The sequence below is a fragment of the Sulfodiicoccus acidiphilus genome (genome assembly GCF_003967175.1).
GTDB lineage: Archaea > Thermoproteota > Thermoprotei_A > Sulfolobales > Sulfolobaceae > Sulfodiicoccus > Sulfodiicoccus acidiphilus.
In genome coordinates this window covers 238501-259094 of record NZ_AP018553.1, presented here as the reverse complement: position 1 = coordinate 259094, position 20594 = coordinate 238501, and the positions used below count along the sequence as shown (strand labels likewise).

The following is a 20594-nucleotide window of genomic DNA, read 5'->3' as shown; positions in this document are numbered from 1 at the left end:
AAGTGGTGGTGAGGACTAGACTCAATCCAAACGCGACCGCAAAGCTCGTTGAAGCAGTAAGGAATGGAAAATCTGACGAATCCATTTACGTAGTGACGCATCACGATAGATGGCTGGGAGAGAGCGATAAGTGGATGGAGGCTCATCTCTCTAAATTGGATGCTGGGCAGTATAGGATTCATGCATTAAGTGTACCATCTCGAGGAGCACTACATCCCTTCCCGAGGTCGTGGGGAATGGAGTTCTTAATGAGAAACTCTACCGTGAACGATATCAAACTCTGTGTGGACTTGAGCCCAGAGCTAGGAGGGTCTTATGGCTCCCCCGGACTTATGTGGATAGGGTCGAATTCCGTAGATCCGTACGGCGACTGTTTCCCGTTGTTCAGAAGAGGGGTTCCATCAGTTGGACCGTCCTTAGAGAGTCTACGGGACCTCATTAGGAAAGACGTTAAGCTGTCCTTCGAAGAGGTCAAGGGAAAATTGAGGGAGACCGCTTCGCTCCTTCCTGTGGAACTCAAAGCCAGATTGCTCAACCTTTACGACGTCGCTGATCGCGAGTCTACCGTACGCCTTTTCAACAGACTCCACGGGGCTATGCAAGCCACTGGAGAGAGAGCCGTGGTGATCCCGTTCCACAAGGTGGTGGCTGTTAATAGGGCAAGGATTCTAAGAAAGTCGATCTACTTAGATAGTGGACATCAGGTTAACTGGGACCCTAATCTTGACCTGAGGAGGTGGAACGTCTACGCGAGGGAGCTCGTTAAAGCGTGGACCGAGGAGTACTTGGAGTTCTTGGAGGCGGGGCTAAAGGAGATCCTCTAGTTCCTTCAAGTTAGAAACAACGAAGTCGGCATAGAGTTCAGGGTTCCTGTGAATTCCCCTTCTATCGACCAATACGCTCAAGATCCCTGCCTTCTTGGCGGGGATGGTGTCCTTTACAGGGTCGTCGCCTATCATAACACACCACTCTCCCGCCCCCCCTAACCTCTCGCAGGCCTCCACGAAAATTTGGAGGTTCGGCTTAGGTTTTAGATCGTTTTCTCCACCTATTAAGATTAAATCGAATGCAGATATTAGTGGAAAACTTGAGACTCTCTTCAACTTATTTCCCCCACGTCCGTCAGTGTTAGTGACCAGCCCAAGCTTGTAGCCTTTCCTTTTAAGGTACTCCACTACGTCTAGAGCGTCCTCATATGGTTCGTTCTTGCTAGCCACTGACCAGTATAGAGATGTCCATTCGAAGAGAAGCTCGGGGTCGGCCTTCAGGTTGAGTTCCTCCAACGCCTTCTCCCACCAGAGAACTCTATCGTAGACTCCCGAGGCGTCCAGGTCTTTTGCTATAGCAAGCATTTTCTCCTCCAAACTCAGCTTGAAGTCCCCGATTTCCCTAAGATATTCGGTTGCCTCCTTGGCGACGAGCTTCAGGGCCTGGGTGGAACTAGACTCGAAGTCCACCAAAGTACCATCGTAGTCAAAGAGGACCGCCTTGACCGAGGAAAAGAGACCGCGGCCCTCGCTCAGTTCCTCAGGATAGAAAGTCCTCCACCTTCGGCAATTCCTTAGGTAGACCTTTCCGTTCCCTTATCTTCACTACAGTGTCACCTAGCATAGCATCCGGCACCGGCGCCCACCGACTGAACTCGGTTCCCCAGAACGCCCTTCCTGCGGTTGCTCCTCTTAACTCACCGGCCAGCTCAAAGGACTCGCTTATTGGTATCTCGGCCATTATACGGGCCAAGTTCTCAGTCTGCACTACATTAAGGATCTTTCCCCTCTTTCTACTCAGCACTGCGGTCACGTTACCCATGAACTCCATTGGTATCCTTATGTCTAGCTTCTGAATGGGCTCCAATAAGGTAGGTCTAGCCGACAGGAAGCCCGCAAATATAGCATTTCTGACAGCTGGGTAAAGCTGTGCTGGACCTCTATGCGCTGGATCCTCGTGTATGACAGCATCATGAAGTACAACCTTCAGTCCTCTTACAGGTTCGTGGGCTAGAGGCCCCTCCCTCATGGCTAACCTGAAACCTTGAATAAGGGTGTCCATGACTTCCCTCAAGTGTTGTATACCGCTCGTCATATCTACGAACAGATTTAGATTCTCGTCGAACGCAACTATTCTCTTTCCCTCCTCGTAGTCCCAGCCCGCCTGGTCTCTCAACGTCTTTGCCATTTCCTTAGGCTCCATATTCTCCTTAATGGTTCCACTTGCTATCAGCTCCACAGTCTTGTCGTTAAGAGGTTCTACACTTATATACATTTTATTGTGTTTGTTTGGGGATTTTCCTTCGAATACTTGGCTCTTATTTCTCACGCTCTCCCTGTAGACAACTATAGGCGGAGTAGTTTTCACCTCTATACCATAATTGTCCTTAAGAAGTTGTAAGGAGACCTCGAGGTGTAGGAAGCCCATTCCAGATAACAGATACTCTCCCGTCTCCTCGTTTATCTTGACCACTAAGTTCGGATCTTCGATGCTCAGTTTTCTGAGGGCATCTATCATTTTCGCTAAATCCTTGGGGTTCTGTGGATCTACAGCTATGGTAACCACGGGTTCAGAGACGTAATGGAGACGCTCGAAGCTCCCTTGGAGATCCTTGAACCTTACATCCAGGAGCGTCTCTCCTGACCTCGCCTTGTCAAGTCCGAGCACAGCAGCTATATTGCCAGCCGGTATTTCTTCCGCTAGCTCCCGAGTTTGTCCCATGTAGAGGCTCACTTGGAGAGTGCGCTGAGGAGTCTTCGCGTTGACTAGCCACACTTCTTGACCAGGCCTCACGGTTCCAGAGAAGACTCTTCCCGTTGCCACTAATCCAGCGTGTGGGTCGACTTTCATGTCAGTTATCATCATAACCACTGGACCATTCATGTCTGCCGAAAGCATTGCCTTCGCTAGCTCGTTGTCCAGATCTCCTTTCCATATCTTCGGGATTCGGTACTTCTGTGCCTCTACCGGGTCCGGTACGAATCTTATGACCGCATCTAACAAAGCCTCGTCGATGGGAACTTGTTGAGCTAGTTCGTTCAATTTGGTCTTATCTGGGGCCGTGTACGCAGCTATTACGTCCTTCATTCCTATCCCTTTCTTCTGTGACATCGGAACGCTGAAACCCCACTTGTCCTTCGCTGAACCAAAGACCACGTTTCCAGCGTTTGGATTTATTTTCCATCTTTCCTTGAAGTCTGGTTCAGCGTACATATCTATCATGTTGTTGACCTCTCTGATTATCCCTAACAGCTTCTGCATCATCTCCTGTGGACCTAGCTTGAGTTCCTTGACTAACCTATCGACTTTATTTATAAATAGAATGGGTCTTACCCTCTCCTCGAGGCTTTGTCTAAGGACAGTTTCAGTTTGAGTCATGACTCCTTCAACGGAGTCTACTACCACTATAGATCCGTCTAGGACCCTGAGACTCCTAGTTACCCTGCCACTGAAGTCCACGTGTCCAGGGGTGTCGATCAGGTTTATCACGTAGCCTTTGTTGTCGACCTCATGATAAAGGCTGACGTTGGCGGCTTTAACCGTTATACCCCTCTGCTGCTCTACCTTAAGGTAGTCTAGAGCGAGCGCCTCTCCAGCTACTTTAGGGGAAATTATCCCAGCAGAGGCTAGGAGCTGATCGCTAGTAGTAGTCTTCCCGTGATCAACGTGAGCTATGATACCAATGTTCCTCACTCTCGTCCTATCCTTCATAAGAGCCAAGATCTGTTCAACGGTCTTGTATCGAGGCAAACCTTACCACCGAATGTAGCAAGCGCATTGAGAACACGACGTTATAAATGTTTATCTCAATGTATGTGGAGACGGATTGTGTTGGTTCACTGTAATGAGAGTGACATTTCCATACCTACTTTCTAGCTTCCCTCGCCTTGGAGGGTTCCCCTCCAAAGGCTCGTAGTTCCCATCGTCGATTCTGGGGGAGGCAGGAACTCCCCTCACGAAAGGAGGAATCCTCGTGGAGTAACTACGGATCCCACGAAAGGGAGGGAGGAGATGTTGGTTGCTCCTCTCCCAGTTTAGTGAGCTCTCGGTCGAGCCGAGGAGGAGAAAGCGGCACTAACAAATTCCTGAGATCAATTTTAAATGTGGTTCGTCCCTGGGGGCGAGGCTCCCCACATCTCCCTCGTTCGTAAGTTCAATTTCAGCTAGCTATGTTAGATCGTTCTACCCACCTTCGTCCTTACTACTTTCTAGGTAGTCCAAGAGAGAATTATTGGAATCTCTTTTACCTTTACTTGAGCTATGCAGTAGCTTGAATACTTCCTCGGCCTTAGCCCTCCCTAAAACTTCCTCAAGTTTGGGTAGAGGAGCCTCGAAGAATTCCGCCAAAGTGGGAAATCGATCTAAGATACGTTGAGATAACTTGGGGCCCACATTGGGTAGTGACTGAAGGAGGTAAAGTTGCTTCTCCCTTAAAGTGGAGAGTTTAGGTTTAGAGTGAAGGCTTATGTTACTTGCGCGACCCTCCTGCAGCTTCTCTGCCAATTTCTTCAAAATTTGCGCGCTTTCTTCCTGATCTCTAGAATAGACTAGTCTAAGATCGTAGTCTGCCACGACCGAGGCCACTGCCAGGTCTATCGCCTTGAAATTGGAAACGTACCTCTCTAGCAGGCCTAAGTCTCCCTCTATTAGGAGAAATGCTTTCCGGTAGGACTCGCTTAGTCTCTCCGCTTGATCGAACAACCTTCCATCAAACACTGATGACGCTAGATCTCTCACCGACTTCCTTTCAAGTCCAACCCCCTCAGCCAAGACGTAGTCTGCAACTGTCAGTTGCCGAACTATGACAGTAACACCAAGTAGGCCAAGCCTATCTGGCACTCCGCTGGCCTTCTCTCTGACGTCAACGTAAATGCGTACCACGAAATAACTCAAAAAGTCCTAGATTAAACCTTCTCCGCTCCGGCTGGCGGTTTATAGTACTTACTCACTAACTCGTTCACCTTCTTTTGCACGCTCTCATACTGTTTCCTCAGTTCGCTTTCTTGTCTCTGGTAGGCCTTAGACCTTATTTCTAGGAACTCCTTCCTTTCGGTAAGCTCCTTCTCTACACTTGCCTTATCGAACTTGACTAGTAGGTTCCCTACTATTTTATATATGGAAGAATCGGCAGGCAGTGTAGATAAACTCTCTAGGATTCGGTTGATCTCCCTTAGCTCGCTCTCAACTACGTTCTTCTCAGCTATCAGATTACCTAACTGGTTCTGTAACTGTTGGAGTTTAACTACCTGCGCCTGTAACTCAGGCGGTACTCTCTCTGCCATCTTCTTCACCTAACTCCTCAAACGTGGTTAGAATGGTGTAGAGCCAATATATATAAGAGTTCATTATGGCTCTTCCCCTGCTCAATCGAGGAGCCTTTATCGAAACTTCTCCTTTTTCTGGATCCACAGTCACTAGGCCTCGATCAACCTCCTCAAGTAGAATAGAGTTTAGCGCCAAGCTAGTTAGAGAGGAAGGAGAAACTCTTATCTTTATCTTCAACACGTTCTGAACCTCATCCAAAGGAGCTCCCTCCTAGACCGCGGACTAGTAAACACCAACGTACACTCCTCGCCTGAGAGCGAGGTAGAAACTACCACATCACAGTTGGGTCCTAGGGGATAAGCTACGAAAGAAAGGAAGGTCCTCAAGGCTGAACACTCTAAGTCTCCTAAACACACCTTCCTTACGTTGGGAGACCTCTGCCTCGCGTCTGTAGGGACGCTGACTGACTTCAGCCTCAAGCACTCCTGATATCTGTTGACTAAATTAATGAGAAAGAGCTTAGAAGGATTCCCACCTTCGCTATGAAAAACCAACACATAGGGTGCACCACTTCCACCTAACTCCCTCGCCACGGAGTCTATAGAGGCGCGACCCCGATTAATGTAAACAGAAGCGGGGAAAAATCCGGACAACTGCCTAGCTACCGACCTCACCCGAGGACCTGCATCTCGGGAGGTAGTTATCAATAAGTTAGGAGGGGGTATAGGCGTACCCAGCCCACTTGGTTTCGCACTTCCGGCAGTACCAAATTCCCGACGCAACTCTCCTCACTGACCCCGTAGTTCGACAGAAGGGACAAACATGTTCGTCATACCTTCTCTCCATTATCTCCTTCCACTTTTTCCTTAGAGACGAACCGTATCTCGGCCCGAACCTCCCCGCTATTCCCGTCTGCTTAGTCATTGAGAAACACCTCCCTCAGGACTCGCTATGACCTTTTTAAGTTCTTCGAAGAGTCTTTGAGAGGACGTTCTAGCTAATCCCTCCACCGTATCTAGCTCCTGCACGCTCAGGGTTCCGTTACCGAACTTCTGCATTCCAACTATTTTCCCATCTTCCAAGTAGGAGATAGATAACCTTGCCTCGGCCATACTCTCCTCCTCGAGATCTGGGTCCACTAGGAGGAATCTGTCCAGTTTAGCCACGCTAACTGAAACAACTGGGTAGTTCATAGGGACCCTATTTCCTTTTTCATCTTTCACCACCTTGACTTCGTCTCCATTAACCTCTACCTTAGGCAACCTGGCATCGTAGAGGGCTGCTACAGCGGCTAGCATGGAGGCGTCTAAGACATTACCTCCATAGTCAAGAACGTCTATATCTATCCACACTGTCCACACCTTCTTGCCAGGTACGAGACATAATCCCTTGAGGTCTACGGCCTTGGAGTCCCTGAGGCCTCTGTCAACTACTCTGGAGAGCTCCACCGCATTCTCATCCGGAGGTCCAGGCTCAAAAGTCTCGTAGGCCAAGGGGAGAAGCTCTACGTTCACTATGAAGTTCCCTTGATCTGGAGTATCGGGAAATGGAACGTCCTCCTTCACCTTTACTCCAGCCAAGACTGCTGTGTCTCCTAACCTAACCATAGCAGACCCTTCGGCTTTCTTCGCATAACCCTGAGTTATGGAGAGACTCCTGTAGTCCGTGAACTTTCTACCGTCAGTCCTGTTTCCCTTTTCAAGTATACTTACGATACTCTCTCTTTTTATTAGAGGAATGATATTGTAATTGCTCGGTGTGAGAGACATATCAATTCACCTCCTTGTAAGCCGAGTACTTTGACATTAGGGCTTCTTTTTCCATCCTATATAGTTCATCGATTCCTTTGCTCGCCATTTGGAGGGCCGCCCTAAACTCGCCCCCCGAAAGGCTTCCGTTGAGCTGAAGTAATGCCACCTGAGAGAGGGACGGCATCATCGCGATGGGCATATCGGCCTCTCCCCACATATCTTCCTCCTCGTTCAGATCTAAGACCAAGGTACCATCAGCCTTTCCTACAGCGACACCGGCTATTAGGTCCCTCATCGGGATTCCTGCATCTGCCACGGCCAGTGAGGCTGACATCAAAGCCACTAATCTCGTCCCAGCATCGGCTTGTAGGACTTCAGAGAACACGTCTATAGTGGTCCTAGGGAAGGTCTCTACTAAGATAGATGCCTCCAGGGCCTCGCGTATTACCTTAGATATCTCTATTTCCCTCCTGCTGAGGGCTGGGTTCTTCCTTTCATCTGTGGAGAAAGGTGTCATGTGGTATCGCACTCTGAGGACTGCCCTATCAGGGAGAGCCAAATGCCTCGGATGCATTTCTCTGGGACCGTAGACGGCAGTCAACACCTTAGTCCTACCCATTTCGACTATTGCCGATCCGTTGGCGTTCTTTAGTACTCCCACCTCCATCTTCACAGGCCGCATCTCGTCAGGTCTACGACCATCCGTCCTCTTCCCATCTTCAAGGATTAGCCTTGGCTTCTGGACCTGCAACGTTAACACCCAACCTATCTCTTATCAGACTTTTAACTTTCTCGGTAAGACCCTTTGTGTAGGGCTCTCTCTCTATTAGATATATCATTTCTACCAACAAATCTTCCGTCTCCTTGGAGGAACAATTCATCCAAACTCTGCCGTTCTGTCCCACAACAACTTCGCATCCAGTTTCGCTGGAGAGTGTCTCAACCATGCTCCTATTCCTTCCTATGAGCCTAGGAGTCCTCACAGGAGAGACGTCCACTACAGTACCCTTGGATATTCTACCTAGGCCCTTACCCTTTACTGTTAATATGGGATTAGACGATCTATCGAAGGACTCGACCTTGGCCATCACGTAATCTCCAACGTTAAGATACCTTCTTAGGTCCTCCCCAGAGTTAACGGGCCTACCCAATACTGATGATCCCTGCAAGTAAGCAATATATGGAGATACTATGTCAACATTCCATCCATAAAGCTCGACATCTTCCACCAGTCCAATTACAAGATCTCCAACCCTCGGGTAGTAAACCCCCTCCAGTGGTAATACCACCAATTGGTTCTCTCTCTGCTCCAACAATCCGATCACAGTAGAGTAAAGTTTCGTGCCATTCCTTATTATGTATGGACTCCATTGCTGAAAATCTGAGGCCTCGCCAACGGGTTCTCCTGGGAGAACTAACGTCCTGACCCTATCTTTTTCCGCCGTTTCATCTCACCTCTGCAATTCTGACCTCCGCCTCTCCCTTAGTTAATGAATTGATCTTGTCTATCAGCTCTCCCTGAGCTCCGGCGGGTATCTCCATCTCCGCGGTGAGACTCCCGTCAGCCAGCCAGTTAGTTTTCTTCACTTCTCCCATTGAGGGCAGTTGAGATTTCACTTTGGCCGCGTAAGCTGAAGGGACTCTCAGTTCAACAAGTGCTTTGGCCAACTTTATTGGCATCACTTTCGCGAGTTCCCTGACTATCTGAATGGCCTGGGACTCAACGTCCTTATTGGGATCTACATGCACCTTTGCGGCCTCCATGGCACTCTCTATCCTCGTGGGAGGAATAGGTAACTTTGTCTTTGGATCAATGCAGTTTCTAGAGATGAACGTCACTAGTTGCTTTCTTTTGGACTCTAAGATCTCCTTCCTCTGATCAGCAGTCAAGGGAATCTCACCCTTGATGAGGATCTCCCTAGCTACTGTCTCAAAGTCTGTTGTTCCAAAGACCTTCTTCATAGAAGCGGGCGAGGCTTTCAACCCCTTTCGAGCGTCCTTGTAAATGATGTCTGATACCACCACGTCGGACAAAGAGATGCTCTTCCCCTCTTTCAGATCTGACACTTCCTTAGGCTTGGCCAACACCTCGAACCTCTCTCCGTGACTCTCGTATTTGACCACAACATAGTTCTCCTTTGGCATTAACAGATATTCACCCAAGCTTCTTTATGAATGTCTCTTTTTCTTCCTGCGAGAGCTTTCTGAAAGAACCCGTCTGCCTTGAGCCTACTCCAATGTCCACAAGCGATGAGGAAAGTTTCTCGCCCCCCTTGAAGGTGTAGTTGAGTGCCCTCAAGCCGGTGAGCACAGTCTCTTCTACCGTCATATCTTCCTTGTAGTTCTTCTCCAAGTACTCAGTAGCTGGATAGCTACCTGAGCCTATTCCGACGGCGAAATAAGGCATGAACTGCCCGCTAGGCTCCGTCATCAGTAGTTTGGGCTGCCCCTTATCTATGCCAGCTATTATCATAGCGACACCGAAGGGTCTCACTCCGCCATGCTGTGTGTACGCCTGTTTCAGATCCGATATGGTCTTGGTCAAGTAGTCTATGTTAACCGGTTCGTCGTATACTAATCTGTGCTGAAGAGCGACATTCCTAGCGTAATCTACTAAGATTCTTCCATCAGACGCTAATCCAGCAAAGCTACAACCCACGTGCTCATCTATGAGGAAAACTTTCTCTATGTTATTTACATCGAGCAAAGGGGTGACCTTCCTTTTCTCCACTATTATTGCGACCGCCTCCTTAGATTTTACTCCAATCGTAGTCCAGCCTTTCTTAACTGCCTCAAAGGCGTAATCTACTTGGTACAACGAACCGTCGGGTGAAAAAATCGTGATAGCCCTGTCGTATCCCATTGCTGCAGGACCAAATGCCATTATGCTTTCCCTCTCACCACTGACAGGCTACGTATTTAACGTTTCATTAAGTAGATAGTGTTTTCCCTCTCGTATGATCCTTATGAATTAGCTACTCAAGAGCTCCGTTGAAGTTAAGTGTGGTGGGAGCACAATTCACGTAGTTTCTGCCAAATAGTTTATATAGCGACAACTCTCCTTGGCTGCGAAATTGGAGGTATATTTCTCTACCCTAGGGGCACTAGAAGTTAAGGTCCCCCATATAGCATATGAATTATCCTTCTCTCACCGACGAGCTTCCTCCTTGCAGCCCTACCTTACCCACGACTCTAGCCATGAGCAGAGGGCAAGGTTCTGCAAGCACCTAGGGCTACTACATTCCCGACACGGAATCAGTTGGTGCAAACGAAGGGGCCTTGGCCGAGGCGTATCTCACTCACCCTCGCCTCGAGGCGTCTCGGCGACGCTTACCTCGTCATTGAGGGTAATTGCAATATTACCGTGAGGACTGTTATTTAAATTATTAAATGAGAGTCTATCCGTATCTTATCCATGGAGATAGGGCCTTCCGCCCTCACAATAAACTTTATCTTGGTTGAGTTCCAAAGGATGGGAGACTCCGTTTATATGGATAGTTCCCCTGGACGCTCGCCAGGAAGCGCCCAGACGCGCCTAAGCGATGGTCCGCGTATGCCTCCTCCCTGACCTGCGGAGGTCTCCTAAGTGCGACCTGCACTTAATCATGGAACTCCGTCGTAAGTATGGGTAGGGAAGCCGAGAGCTCGACCCTTCGGGTATGGTCTTTCGCTTTGAGATCACTTTAGCCCTTGAGACAGATTTGAGATCCTTCTGGCTTTACTTGGATACCCTTAGCTCTCAACATAGCAACTAAGTAGGACGAATATTCTTCCTCTAAACCCATATCTACAATGTTTACACAACCATCTTCCTTCAATCTAGAGACGAGCTCTTCTCTCATAGAATCTACAAGTTCACTTACATCCCTTAACTTATGCATAGTAGAAAGGTCTTCAATCAACTTATCTAGGCTTAGTCTCCAAGTCACTGAGAGCTGCCTCAGCTTAGGACAGACCCCCTGCTCCTTCCCTACGCTGGCTAAAATTAGGTCCACGTCCCCCTTTCCCTTGAACAAATCGTCCTCTAGGCCCGTGAACTCTATGTATTTGGCCTTTACTTCTTGGAGGAATTTCTCGATCCCTTCATACACTTCCCTACTTATCTGATGGGCTTTTAAGATTCTGTCCAGAGGACTCTTAATAGTTCTATACTCGAGATGCATGGCAGTGAGTTTTTCGGCCTCTTCCCTAGGGAAGATCGCCTCCTCTCTTACAAGGCCAGCTGCCATTTCTTCACATTGGTTAAGCTCCGGTACCGCTGCATCGATGATCTTTTGTATTGAGCTAAGTTCGTCTCCTAGTTCTCCGAACTGGTCTTGGCTCCACCCCAACGATTCTCTCACTACTCCCACTAGCCTCCTGTAAAACCTCCCTGCTAGATCGTAAAGTTTCTCTTCTCTCTCTCTCACCTGATTTATTACTACTACCATATCTTGACCTAACTCAAGTTCTCCAGGGTACTCCATTTCGTCGACGACCACTCCCATCTTCTTAAGTTCTCGAGAGAATTCGTTAATTTGGGTGATTTGCCTAAAAATATAATCATTTAACCTAGTTTTAGCTGTCCTATTTATTGCGTCTAGTTCGCTTTCATTAAATCTCAGACATTCCATGTCCTGACATCTCGAAACGTTCTTGGAGAGCTCGTCAAGTTGGTTTATGTACTCTCTGAGTTCTGGGAGGTTAGAGACTTGGCCGACTTTTCCCACTAAATTCCTAAATAAGGTAACTCTATTTAATAAACCGTTCCGATATTGACCGAGTCCTTCGATTTCCTTCCTCTTCTCACTCGTCCTCAGCTGGAAGGTCTTTGCTGCATTCACGCCTAGCGATAGGGTTACGGCTAGTGCCGCATAGAGGGGAGAGGAAGTCAGGAACCAAACCGCTAATCCTGCGGGTAGAGCTCCAATTAAGCTCAATTCTCGTTGGATTGAGAAGAGGTAAGCTGCCACTGCGACAAAGATGAGGAAAGCAATGTACTTCAGGAGCTCCCCTTGGAGTGAGAACCCCAAATAGAGGAGAGGGAGGATTGATAGAACTTGATACTTCAAGTCCTTCTTGAAGGATGGTCCTAGAGGTAAGGTAAATACTAGGAGAGGTGATATAACAGACGCTATCAGTGTGGCAGCGGTTACGCTAGATTTGCCCTTATCAGCTCTTATTATGTCGAGAACAGGTACTAGAAAAAGGAGAATTAGAAAAGCGACTAGTTCCTCAAAGCCTCGAAGATCTTGTGGAAAGATCCTCCCTAAGAGGACAGACTGGGCCAAGTAGACCAAAATGAGAGACGGAGTAATAACAAAGTACGCGATGAACGATAAGGTTGCCAATACCACCGACGAGATTTGTACGTAGGTCGAAGATAATCCCACACCGGAGAGGACGTAGGAAGCCAACAGATAATTTATGACACATAGGACAACTCTATTGACGTCATCTGAAGCGTCCTTGAATATTCTCGTATCCACGCTAAGAAACTCGATCTAAAACAAATTAAGTTTTCTAGATGTCTAGCCTAGAATGTCAACTCAGCTCGTCGCAGAGGTCATCATAGCTACAGTCTGGGACGGCATCATCATCTGCTCCCGATAAGCTTCTTAGCCTTTTTTAAGCTTCCTGTTGTCCTAAGCGGAATCAGCAGAAGCTCTTGATCTTTGACGTGTTTAAGTCTAGACGTACTAGCGATGACAACTTTGTAGCCCTCACGATTAGTGGATATCACCCCTTCCATGCGCTCTGGATCGAAAAAGATAAGCCGGGGGTTGGCCAAGCTGAGCCATACGCTTCCCATAAAGTCCTTCACTGCTTCCCTGAGAGCTTCCTCTAGATCTCTTTGCGTGAACTTGCCCTGCGTTATAAGTTGGAAGACTATATACCTTTTTTTGTTAGAGAGTTTGAGGGTATAGGTTGTACGGCTAGGGCGCCGACTCCTCAGGATCACGAAGGTAAGAACTGAGAGCCAGAGTGTCAGACCGACATCAACCGCTAACTGAAGTGACAGAGCCCAACACCTTCAGTGGAGAATGGAACACCCAACTTAACGCCTCCGCCTCTGTGGCCCCATGGACCACTAGGAAGTTAACCTTCACAAGTGGAGGCCACACCTCGCTCATTTTCGAAGCGCATGAGGAAAAAAATATGGTGTGCACCCATCTCCTCCCCCACTTGATCGCGGTTGAGATCGTCCTACTTGAGGAATGGTTCAATAGTAGCTCTATGGGTTTATTGTGAATCCTCGCTAAACTAAGTACCTCCCTTCTCACTAGCCTAACGTTGGACTCATCTATTGTGAGGGCAAATACCAGGTGGTCCATTAAGGCCGCTCTAAAGGCCTCCGCACTTAATGGTTTCACGAACTTAAGGCCCTTCTTACCCATTAACGTTCGCCGAATTTCCTTAGGCTCATAAAGCTCGAAGGTGTTTCTAGCTGGTTTCCCTAAACCCTCAGTTAAGAACCTGTTGTATCCAGCTGCCCTAAGGTAGGGGATCGCCTCTGGACTCTTAACGCATGTTTCAACTACTTCCACCAGATAGCACCTCCTCGAGCTCCTTGGAGTTGAATGCTGAGAAGGAGACCACCACCTTAATCACGTCATCTCCTTGTGAGAGCCTAACTCTGCGATGAAGAACCATGATCTGTTTGTCGAGACGGAAGTGTAGTTTCGAACCCTGGATGTGGGCGTTAAGGGACTTCCTCAGGGCGGCTCTATCTAGATCGGGTAGGGAGGTTATCAGGTAATGGAAAACTTCCTTTGCTCCTTTACCCTTCCAATAATATTTGTAAATGACTAAGGAGTCCCCAAAGTGTCCCTCCACTTTACTTGTCGTCGGTGTGAGGTCCCCCAAATAGGGGGAAAAGAAGGAACGGAGGGAAGAATCTATCTTTCCCTCGTCCTCGGTTTCATGGACGAAAACGCTTAACGTTACTGAGTTTACCTTCATTTCACTTTCCAGGCACTCTTGTATAGGTGTCCAACCTATAGTACTTGGAGGCTTCGTGTCTCGCTCTCTGCTCCCTCTCCTTCTGCTTCCTCTTCATCTTATGGATCACAGTTCCTTTGAGACCTCGAGACTTCCTGAGTCCTCGAGACTTCTTTCCCGGTGAGGTCAGACCCCTGAACACCCTCCTCCTGTTGACGCTATTAGTCAACCACTTCAGCTCTTCTGTGTTAATGATGGCTGGATGTGAGGGATCAACCATAACAACCTCGTAATACTTATGTTGCCCATCCTCGGCAACGTAATAACTCCCCAGAACCTCGAGGTTTGGGAACTTTCGGGCTGCCCTTTCCTCGGCGATCCATCTATGGCTCTTGGCTGGCGAGAAGCCGTAAACTCCCATCCTCTTAGGTCTCCTCCCCTTGTTTGGCCTTTCCTTATTTAGTCCTCCCTTAGATACCTTCACTCGAACTACTACGTAACCCTGCTTCGCCTTATACCCTAAGGCTCTGGCCCTCCCTAGTCTTGTGGGTTTTTCGATCCTTTTCACGGTTTCGTCTTGGCGCCACTGCACTAGCCTTGCCTTAATTAGCTTGGAGTACTCCTCCGTCTTCCTCATGGACTCCATGAAAGAGTAAGCGCTTGATACCACGGTAACTCTCTACCATGGGTCTTATTAATAAATGTAGGGGTTCATCTCTGGTTAGATGATAGAGGTCGGTATAGTAGGTAAAACCAATGTGGGGAAGAGCACATTCTTCTCTGCAGCGACCCTGTTGGAAGTACAGATGGAGAACAGGCCCTTCGTAACCTTAGAGCCTAACGTGGGAGTTGGAGCGGTGAGGACAAGATGTGTGCACAACGAGTTGGGAGTCAAGTGCTCTCCTTCTAACTCAGCTTGCATAGAAGGGGAGAGAATGATCCCAGTTAAACTAATCGATGTGCCTGGACTAATACCAGGGGCCCATGAAGGGAGGGGACTGGGGAATAAATTCCTCGACGAGTTAAGGAGGGCAGATGTATTGATTCACATAATAGACGCCAGCGGTTCCACTAACGAGGAGGGAATATCGGTCTCGCCAGGTTCTTCCGACCCTCTGAGAGAAGTGGAGTTCATTAGAGAAGAAATAGACCAATGGTTTCTTTCAATAGTATCTAAAGATTGGCAGAAGTTCTCCAGGACTGCCGATTCGAGTGGAAGAGAGGAGGTGGAGTCTTTACTAGGAAAACTGTCCGGGATATCCGTATCCCGTTCGGACGTATTAAGGGCCTTGCGGGAGACCAAATTAGAGCAGCTCAAGTTCACCCAATGGTCTGAGGAAGATTTGAAGAATTTCTCCACCAAGCTCAGGGAGATTTCCATACCAATGATTATAGCTGCGAACAAGGCAGATATCCCTGAGAGTAAGGTAATGATCGAGAGGCTCAAGGCAAAGTACAAACACGTTGTTCCAGTTTCTGCTCAGTCAGAGCTTGCCCTCAGGAAGGCTGCTAAAGCTGGTTTAGTGAAGTACCTCCCAGGGGATTCATCGTTCACAGTTGTAGGTAACCTCTCTCAGAGACAAAGAGAGGCTCTACAATACATAGAGGAAAGGGTGCTCGAGATATATGGCAACACCGGAGTTCAACAGGCGATCAATGAGGCAGTTTTTGGAGCGTTGAATATGATTGTAGTGTATCCAGTTGAGGACGAGAGAAAGTTCACCGATAAAAACGGCAGAGTACTGCCAGATGCATTCCTTCTCCCTGAGGGAAGTGGACCTAAGGATTTAGCAAACGAAGTACACACGGAACTAGCCAAGGGCTTCCTCTATGCCGTAGATGCAAAGAGGAAAGTGAAAATCGGAGAGGATTATAAGCTGAAAAACGGTGACGTTATAAAGATAGTCTCGACCACGGCTAGACCTTAGGGATACTTGAGTTCCACTATATTTGGTCTGAACCTTCTAGTTTAACCTAAGGCAGAAAGCGTCTCATCGATGGGACGACTTATCCCACACTTATTTGTCTATCGCATAAACTACCTCGCCCTAACAGGGCTTCTTACTTCGTCAGACACCTCGCCCAACGGTGGAAGGTGAAAGTCCCACAGGCATTTGTAGGCATCCAGCCACAATGTGGGATCGATCATCGTCTACGTAGGGCCGTCCGCTGGGGCATAGGCGTAACCTTAAGAACCTCCCTTCCACGGAGGTGTCTGGGTTATCGCTTAATCGGCGAACACCATTAGTATAGTTCCTTGAGAGCCGGGATTTACAGGGGGCCGTCCGCGCGGGAGGGGATGGATAACCTCCTCAACCCCCATTTATTGTAACAGCACTTAAACGTGGACAGTTCCCATAAGCTCCCATTGCTCCTTCATAACTTTGTCCCAAAGTTCGTCGCAATGGGAATTAAGGTAATTGTAAGCCATTCTGATTCTAGATAAGGCTTCGCGGTTTGATAAGGGAATTATACTTAGTCCAACTCTGCCAACTGCTCCTCCTCTTAACATTAGCCAATGAGCGAATACCTCTAAAGGATACTTAGACTCGATCTCGGCCCAAGAGAGTTTCCTACCATATAGCCAGAACAACTCTCTCACAAAGTTTGAAGCGATATTCCTCAACATCCTTTCTTCCCATTTTTTCAGCAACTCTTCCCCTTTAGACCTGACACGCTCAATTAGCTCGTCGTAAAGCCTCTGATCATCTCCCACTCCACTCACCGCCTGGACGAATTCCCTTTGGTCTAAGAGGGCCTCGAAGTTCCTATGTAAGTAGAGCCAGGCAGTCACTGCGAAGGAGTTCACAACTCCGATCATGAGTTCCTCAACAGGATCCGAGGCTTTGTTGTTCCCCTTCACGTCTCCCTTCAGGATTTCCTTAAACTCCTGCAGATCGACCTTGCCTGCGTACTTCAGTTTTCCGTCAATAAAAATGGATGGAGTAGATAGAACTCCCCGCTGCAGGGCTTCGAAGGGATATTTCTCAGTATCTACTATTTTCACTCTATCTATTAGTCCCTCTACCTTCAGGAAGTCAAGCAAAATGGCACACTCGGTGCAGTTCCTATGAACGAAGATTTCCACTTCCACGCTGGAAGATACTCACCGAAGCTAAAATGTGTTAGGTGTCTAGTGACAAAATTGGCTCACTAGCGTAAGAACCATCCAAAAAGCGTTATAACACACACAAACCCAAATAGTGTGAAAGATTAAGGAGGTGTGGAGATCATGCCTGAAACTTATGAGCTGGAGCTGAGGGGGAAAAGTTGCGACGAGTTCATCAATGAGTTATCTAAGGCACTAATAAACGCGAAACCTGGGGACTCTGTTCACGTCATAGCTGATCCCGACAGGCTAGCTTGTCTTCACATGATACTTAAGGCATCACCTAGGTATGTTTACAAGGGAGATATTGTAGGAGATCACTCAGATATTGTAATAAGACGAATACGGTGAGTTTGGGGGTTTCAGGATTTCCAATAGAGGAGTTGAGGACTTCTGACTTTCTCCCCACCATTAAGAGTTCCCTTCCACATGGTTCATAGTTCTCACCACAGATTCGGGGTTACAACCCAATTGAGCAGATGGGTCAGAAATGCCCCACTTGAGTGGTGGGGATCCTTAGTTAGATCTGATTCCGATTAGGGGATAAGCTCGCCTATGCCCCTCCTCCAGTTTTTCCGTAGAGTTAAAACGTCAATATCGATGAGAAAGAGATTTTCAAAAGTAAATTAAATCACCATCCCCGATCTGAAGTCAAGGCTTTCGATCCCTGCAAGGCGGCATAGACGAAATAGTGGACGCTTATAGATCTATTAGTTATCAAACTTTTTAACTTTACAGGAGTTGAGGACGAAAGTCCCCTTCCGTGGGGACGGACAGCCCCCTTATAGAAACGTTTCTATAGTTATGAAAAATAGATGTAACTACGCGGCACGGATTCGACGGAGGGTCGCATTCGGTTTACGCTCGCAGGAAGGTGTCCGAGTAGTGAGGATATAATAAACTTCTTCCACTACCACTTGAAGGAGCAAATTCAAGAAATAAGCGAAACATTCGAAGTCGAGGTCATTGACATAGGAGTAGACAAAGCAAAACTCACCTTGAACATACCTAGATACATAAACGCGATCAAGACAATTACCTCTATACATCCTTATTCTCTGAGGGGACGTGTAGTAAGTTTCCTGGAAGAAGCAGGAAATCCCCATCGCGAGGTGTGGATGCCCCGTCCAGGGAGCGGGGTAGTTCACATCTTATAATACTATCTTCCTCGGATTGAAGGCTCCTAGTCTAGCTTTCCACCAGGGTGAGTCATACCTCTTATCAAGTAACCATACAGTGACAGAATCTCCTGGATTCCTCAACGCCCTACCGATGGCTTGCTTCACTGCTATCAGAGCAGGTATCCTGACCAATAGTTCCTCATTAGCGACTCCTGTTCTCGCCGCTATTGCTTCAGCACGTAACTTACTGTAGTCGTCAGGGGAAGGAAAGGGTATTCCGACTAGAGCGACGTCACTTATCAGACTCCTTCCTCCGTTTGTTAGCTCTATTCCCTCAGACAGTTTTCCCCTGTTGACCGCTAGGATGAGGACTTTTCCATTCTCGGCTGCCCGTGACAGGTCCTCCATAGATGTCCTGGAGTCCTCTGGCAGGACGTTAATTCCCTTAAGCCTTCCAAGAACCTTCCTTAGTACCTCGTAACTTGGGACTAGGGCCAGTACATTGGCCCGAGATACATGATATATACGCATCAGGTAAGAAGCGTATTTTCCCCACATCACATCGCTTCTCTTTTGAAAAGAGGTAGTGACGTCCTTAGCCAGCAGCCACTCTCTCTTGCCTTGCACTGTAGTGGGCAATGCTCGCTCCACATCTAGGTATTCTATGTCCTTAGTTAGTCCCCACACCTTCTGTATATAGTTCAGAGGGGAAGTGTACCAGACATGAGGATGAGTGGTAGGGTTTTCTGGTTGAGTACGTCGAGCTGGAAGGCGGGGTCTGGGTTCTTAGATACCAAACTCCCTCCATTGAGAAACACCTTCCTCCCCGGCTCCCTTAGCGATAGGAAGAATCTAAGAACTGAGCCTAAATGATTTCTTCCTATTTTTCGTTGCTCCGTCATTTTGGCTCTGAGTGCTTCATACTCGTCTTGAAGGAGTTCCAGTTCATCTGCTTCCAAAGTAGGGGGATCGTTAATCAAGAGATACCTTTCACCCACCTCGGGCAGGGCAGAAAGCTTGTGCTGAAGTTTAGAGAGTATGTTTCTAACCAACTCACTCGTCGCTTGGGACATTGCCGAGGACAACGTGGCTCTGGACAGTCTCCTCTCACCTAAGTCCGATATGGTGTCCAAATTGTGGGCCTCATCGATTATTACAACGTATTCCTCTAGGTTGAAATCTAGGCTCTCTCGAAGCCAAGGAAGAAAGAGATAAGGGTATGTCATAGCCACCACTTCCGTGGATTTGGACGAAAAGAGCAGAGAGTGATACGGGCAGAAACCATTGGCTAGCCCCTCTTGCCTCAATTTACTTACCAAGGAGGCAGGCTGCTCGCCGAACTCCACACCTGTTGCCAAATTTATCTCACACCTTCTGCAATCTATATCGATGGATTCAACGTCACCAGAGGAGAACGGACACACGTTAGGCTTACCCACCACGAATCCAAACGATTTGCCTAGTCGTTTGGATTCGCGATAGACTGGGTAGAACTGATTGTGAGTCCTTACTAAGAATAGTGCTTTCCCAGTTACATTCAAAGCGACCAACAAAGCGAAGATGGTCTTTCCACTCCCCGTGGGGGCCTGCAGAGCCAGGACTTTTCCGCTACCAACTACTTGCCGCGCCCTATCGAGCAGCTTTTGTTGCCAGTCCCTTAGCTCAAAGCTCAGCTCCTCTCACGAGTATCTCGTCTAGGATTAGGTATTTAACGAAATCCCTTGACGAGACTGCCATGACGTGCTTGGCCCTGCCCTCCACTTTTACGCTGTAAAAATCTGGGAACACCTTGACGACCTTTAAGTGGGCCGACGTCAACTCCGCTAGAATTGGTTCTGAGGGAGGAACATTCGTCACAATAATGACCCTAATTTCAGTCTCGGGAGAGGCCTGTTGAACTTCCAGTATTCTGTAGTCCACTTTCCGTTTAACCTGATCTTCCGCTATCATCTCGAGTCTTCCTCTTAGTTTATACTATATTGTTCTAACTTAACTATATTGTAGGTTATAAACATTTGCCATAGAAGGCTTTATAAGTAGGGGATAAAGGTTTAAAATTCTCTAGTATAAAGAGAAAAAGAAGGGAAGTTCCGTGAAGATCGCGGTGGGGAAAGTTAGCGCGTTTAAGATCGGAGAAAGAAGAAAAGTAGACACCCCGCATGGACCTATTGTAGTCTTTTTCTTAGGTGGAAAGACCTTTCATGCATTTTCAGCAAGATGCCCCCACTTGGGTTGTGATCTATCAAAGTACGGCGTAGTGATAAAGGAAGAAATAGTCTGTCAATGCCACTTCACGCACTTCTCTATAAAGGACGGTCATGCGATTAAGGGAGCCACGAAAAAAGAACTAAAGAAGTTTGCGGTCGAGCTGGAAAACGAGGAAGTGAAGATCGTTACCTGAAGGAGAAGGATTATCTTCAAAGCGTTCGATGCCCCAAT

24 protein-coding genes and 2 pseudogenes are annotated in these 20594 nt (G+C 47.8%); 5 read left to right on the top strand and 21 right to left on the bottom strand.

The genetic code is table 11. The features are described from left to right. Positions 1-5: 5 nt before the first annotated feature. A complete protein-coding gene (locus HS1genome_RS01455; protein WP_126449196.1) occupies positions 6-824 on the top strand; it encodes a hypothetical protein in 819 nt (272 codons plus the stop codon). Here HS1genome_RS01455 and HS1genome_RS01450 read toward each other — a convergent pair. The 17 genes and pseudogenes from HS1genome_RS01450 to HS1genome_RS01370 form a co-directional block, all read right to left on the bottom strand. Continuing rightward, positions 807-1523 (bottom strand): HAD family hydrolase, encoded by a 717-nt coding sequence (locus HS1genome_RS01450; protein WP_126449195.1) that lies wholly within the window; start codon positions 1521-1523, stop codon positions 807-809. The genes HS1genome_RS01455 and HS1genome_RS01450 overlap by 18 nt on opposite strands. Positions 1524-1527: 4 nt before the next feature. After that, positions 1528-3738 (bottom strand): elongation factor EF-2, encoded by a 2211-nt coding sequence (locus tag HS1genome_RS01445; RefSeq protein ID WP_126449194.1) that lies wholly within the window; start codon positions 3736-3738, stop codon positions 1528-1530. 432 nt (positions 3739-4170) lie between these two features. Further along, the gene (locus tag HS1genome_RS01440) at positions 4171-4869 is read right to left on the bottom strand and encodes an ERCC4 domain-containing protein (RefSeq protein WP_158613661.1); all 699 of its coding nucleotides are present in this window, start codon (positions 4867-4869) and stop codon (positions 4171-4173) included. Between the two features lie 23 nt (positions 4870-4892). After that, positions 4893-5270: a prefoldin subunit beta gene (locus HS1genome_RS01435; protein ID WP_126449192.1), complete on the bottom strand. Its 378-nt coding sequence runs from the start codon at positions 5268-5270 to the stop codon at positions 4893-4895. Then, positions 5248-5511, bottom strand: coding sequence for a hypothetical protein (locus tag HS1genome_RS01430; protein ID WP_229768127.1), 264 nt, complete (start codon positions 5509-5511; stop codon positions 5248-5250). The genes HS1genome_RS01435 and HS1genome_RS01430 overlap by 23 nt, the downstream gene beginning before the upstream one ends. Then, positions 5487-5732, bottom strand: a complete 246-nt coding sequence (locus tag HS1genome_RS01425) for a hypothetical protein (RefSeq protein WP_126449191.1) — start codon at positions 5730-5732, stop codon at positions 5487-5489. Before HS1genome_RS01425 ends, HS1genome_RS01430 begins: the two co-directional genes overlap by 25 nt. 232 nt (positions 5733-5964) lie before the next feature. Further along, positions 5965-6177, bottom strand: a complete 213-nt coding sequence (locus tag HS1genome_RS01420) for a 50S ribosomal protein L37ae (protein ID WP_126449190.1) — start codon at positions 6175-6177, stop codon at positions 5965-5967. Next, positions 6174-7022 carry an exosome complex protein Rrp42 gene (gene rrp42 / locus HS1genome_RS01415; protein ID WP_126449189.1) on the bottom strand — a complete coding sequence of 283 codons (849 nt, stop codon included), beginning with the start codon at positions 7020-7022 and terminating at the stop codon, positions 6174-6176. The genes HS1genome_RS01420 and rrp42 overlap by 4 nt, the downstream gene beginning before the upstream one ends. Before the next feature lies 1 nt (position 7023). Further along, positions 7024-7755, bottom strand: coding sequence for an exosome complex exonuclease Rrp41 (gene rrp41, locus HS1genome_RS01410; RefSeq protein ID WP_373286763.1), 732 nt, complete (start codon positions 7753-7755; stop codon positions 7024-7026). Then, a pseudogene (gene rrp4, locus HS1genome_RS01405) lies at positions 7724-8428 on the bottom strand (exosome complex RNA-binding protein Rrp4); the annotation flags it as partial. The pseudogene rrp4 and the gene rrp41, both read right to left, overlap by 32 nt. A gap of 22 nt (positions 8429-8450) precedes the next feature. Continuing rightward, complete coding sequence (locus tag HS1genome_RS01400; RefSeq protein WP_126449186.1) at positions 8451-9149, bottom strand: ribosome assembly factor SBDS; 699 nt, start codon at positions 9147-9149, stop codon at positions 8451-8453. 10 nt (positions 9150-9159) lie between these two features. Continuing rightward, positions 9160-9888, bottom strand: coding sequence for an archaeal proteasome endopeptidase complex subunit alpha (gene psmA / locus HS1genome_RS01395; RefSeq protein ID WP_126449185.1), 729 nt, complete (start codon positions 9886-9888; stop codon positions 9160-9162). A gap of 799 nt (positions 9889-10687) precedes the next feature. Further along, positions 10688-12472 (bottom strand): hypothetical protein, encoded by a 1785-nt coding sequence (locus HS1genome_RS01390; RefSeq protein WP_126449184.1) that lies wholly within the window; start codon positions 12470-12472, stop codon positions 10688-10690. A 107-nt stretch (positions 12473-12579) separates the two neighbouring features. Continuing rightward, positions 12580-12945, bottom strand: coding sequence for an Rpp14/Pop5 family protein (locus HS1genome_RS01385; RefSeq protein ID WP_229768125.1), 366 nt, complete (start codon positions 12943-12945; stop codon positions 12580-12582). Positions 12946-12982: 37 nt separating this feature from the next. Continuing rightward, complete coding sequence (locus HS1genome_RS01380; protein WP_126449183.1) at positions 12983-13531, bottom strand: hypothetical protein; 549 nt, start codon at positions 13529-13531, stop codon at positions 12983-12985. Further along, complete coding sequence (locus tag HS1genome_RS01375; protein ID WP_126449182.1) at positions 13518-13946, bottom strand: RNA-binding domain-containing protein; 429 nt, start codon at positions 13944-13946, stop codon at positions 13518-13520. Before HS1genome_RS01375 ends, HS1genome_RS01380 begins: the two co-directional genes overlap by 14 nt. Before the next feature lies 1 nt (position 13947). After that, on the bottom strand, positions 13948-14595 hold the full coding sequence (locus HS1genome_RS01370) for a 50S ribosomal protein L15e (RefSeq protein WP_126449181.1): 648 nt from the start codon (positions 14593-14595) through the stop codon (positions 13948-13950). Between the two features lie 55 nt (positions 14596-14650). On the opposite strand from HS1genome_RS01370, the gene HS1genome_RS01365 reads away from it, so the two are divergent. Next, positions 14651-15853 carry a redox-regulated ATPase YchF gene (locus tag HS1genome_RS01365; RefSeq protein WP_126449180.1) on the top strand — a complete coding sequence of 401 codons (1203 nt, stop codon included), beginning with the start codon at positions 14651-14653 and terminating at the stop codon, positions 15851-15853. Between the two features lie 410 nt (positions 15854-16263). Here the strand turns inward: HS1genome_RS01365 and HS1genome_RS01360 are convergent, their stop codons facing one another. Beyond that, positions 16264-17019, bottom strand: a complete 756-nt coding sequence (locus tag HS1genome_RS01360) for a thioredoxin family protein (protein WP_126449179.1) — start codon at positions 17017-17019, stop codon at positions 16264-16266. A gap of 138 nt (positions 17020-17157) precedes the next feature. Between HS1genome_RS01360 and HS1genome_RS01355 the strand changes: the two genes are divergently transcribed. Beyond that, the gene (locus tag HS1genome_RS01355) at positions 17158-17385 is read left to right on the top strand and encodes a hypothetical protein (RefSeq protein WP_126449178.1); all 228 of its coding nucleotides are present in this window, start codon (positions 17158-17160) and stop codon (positions 17383-17385) included. Positions 17386-17845: 460 nt separating this feature from the next. Then, positions 17846-18077: pseudogene (locus HS1genome_RS01350) on the top strand (transposase); the annotation flags it as partial. Positions 18078-18185: 108 nt separating this feature from the next. Here the strand turns inward: HS1genome_RS01350 and HS1genome_RS01345 are convergent. From HS1genome_RS01345 to HS1genome_RS01335, 3 genes are all read right to left on the bottom strand, one after another. Continuing rightward, entirely contained in the window at positions 18186-18794 is a 609-nt protein-coding gene (locus HS1genome_RS01345; RefSeq protein WP_126449177.1) for a helicase C-terminal domain-containing protein, read from the bottom strand. Between the two features lie 62 nt (positions 18795-18856). Next, entirely contained in the window at positions 18857-19795 is a 939-nt protein-coding gene (locus tag HS1genome_RS01340; protein WP_232018798.1) for a DEAD/DEAH box helicase family protein, read from the bottom strand. A 22-nt stretch (positions 19796-19817) separates the two neighbouring features. Continuing rightward, a complete protein-coding gene (locus HS1genome_RS01335) occupies positions 19818-20105 on the bottom strand; it encodes a hypothetical protein (protein ID WP_126449175.1) in 288 nt (95 codons plus the stop codon). Between the two features lie 142 nt (positions 20106-20247). Here HS1genome_RS01335 and HS1genome_RS01330 point away from each other — a divergent pair, with 142 nt between their 5' ends. After that, positions 20248-20556 (top strand): Rieske (2Fe-2S) protein, encoded by a 309-nt coding sequence (locus HS1genome_RS01330; RefSeq protein ID WP_179950426.1) that lies wholly within the window; start codon positions 20248-20250, stop codon positions 20554-20556. Positions 20557-20594 lie beyond the last annotated feature (38 nt).

What these genes read in the sequence shown, in the direction of transcription:
- HS1genome_RS01435 (WP_126449192.1), bottom strand. Translation starts at nt 5,270, where the DNA reads ATGGCAGAGAGAGTACCGCCTGAGTTACAGGCGCAGGTAGTTAAACTC.
- HS1genome_RS01420 (WP_126449190.1), bottom strand. Translation starts at nt 6,177, where the DNA reads ATGACTAAGCAGACGGGAATAGCGGGGAGGTTCGGGCCGAGATACGGT.
- rrp42 (WP_126449189.1), bottom strand. Translation starts at nt 7,022, where the DNA reads ATGTCTCTCACACCGAGCAATTACAATATCATTCCTCTAATAAAAAGA.
- HS1genome_RS01400 (WP_126449186.1), bottom strand. Translation starts at nt 9,149, where the DNA reads ATGCCAAAGGAGAACTATGTTGTGGTCAAATACGAGAGTCACGGAGAG.
- psmA (WP_126449185.1), bottom strand. Translation starts at nt 9,888, where the DNA reads ATGGCATTTGGTCCTGCAGCAATGGGATACGACAGGGCTATCACGATT.
- HS1genome_RS01375 (WP_126449182.1), bottom strand. Translation starts at nt 13,946, where the DNA reads ATGAAGGTAAACTCAGTAACGTTAAGCGTTTTCGTCCATGAAACCGAG.
- HS1genome_RS01365 (WP_126449180.1), top strand. Translation starts at nt 14,651, where the DNA reads ATGATAGAGGTCGGTATAGTAGGTAAAACCAATGTGGGGAAGAGCACA.
- HS1genome_RS01355 (WP_126449178.1), top strand. Translation starts at nt 17,158, where the DNA reads ATGCCTGAAACTTATGAGCTGGAGCTGAGGGGGAAAAGTTGCGACGAG.
- HS1genome_RS01335 (WP_126449175.1), bottom strand. Translation starts at nt 20,105, where the DNA reads ATGATAGCGGAAGATCAGGTTAAACGGAAAGTGGACTACAGAATACTG.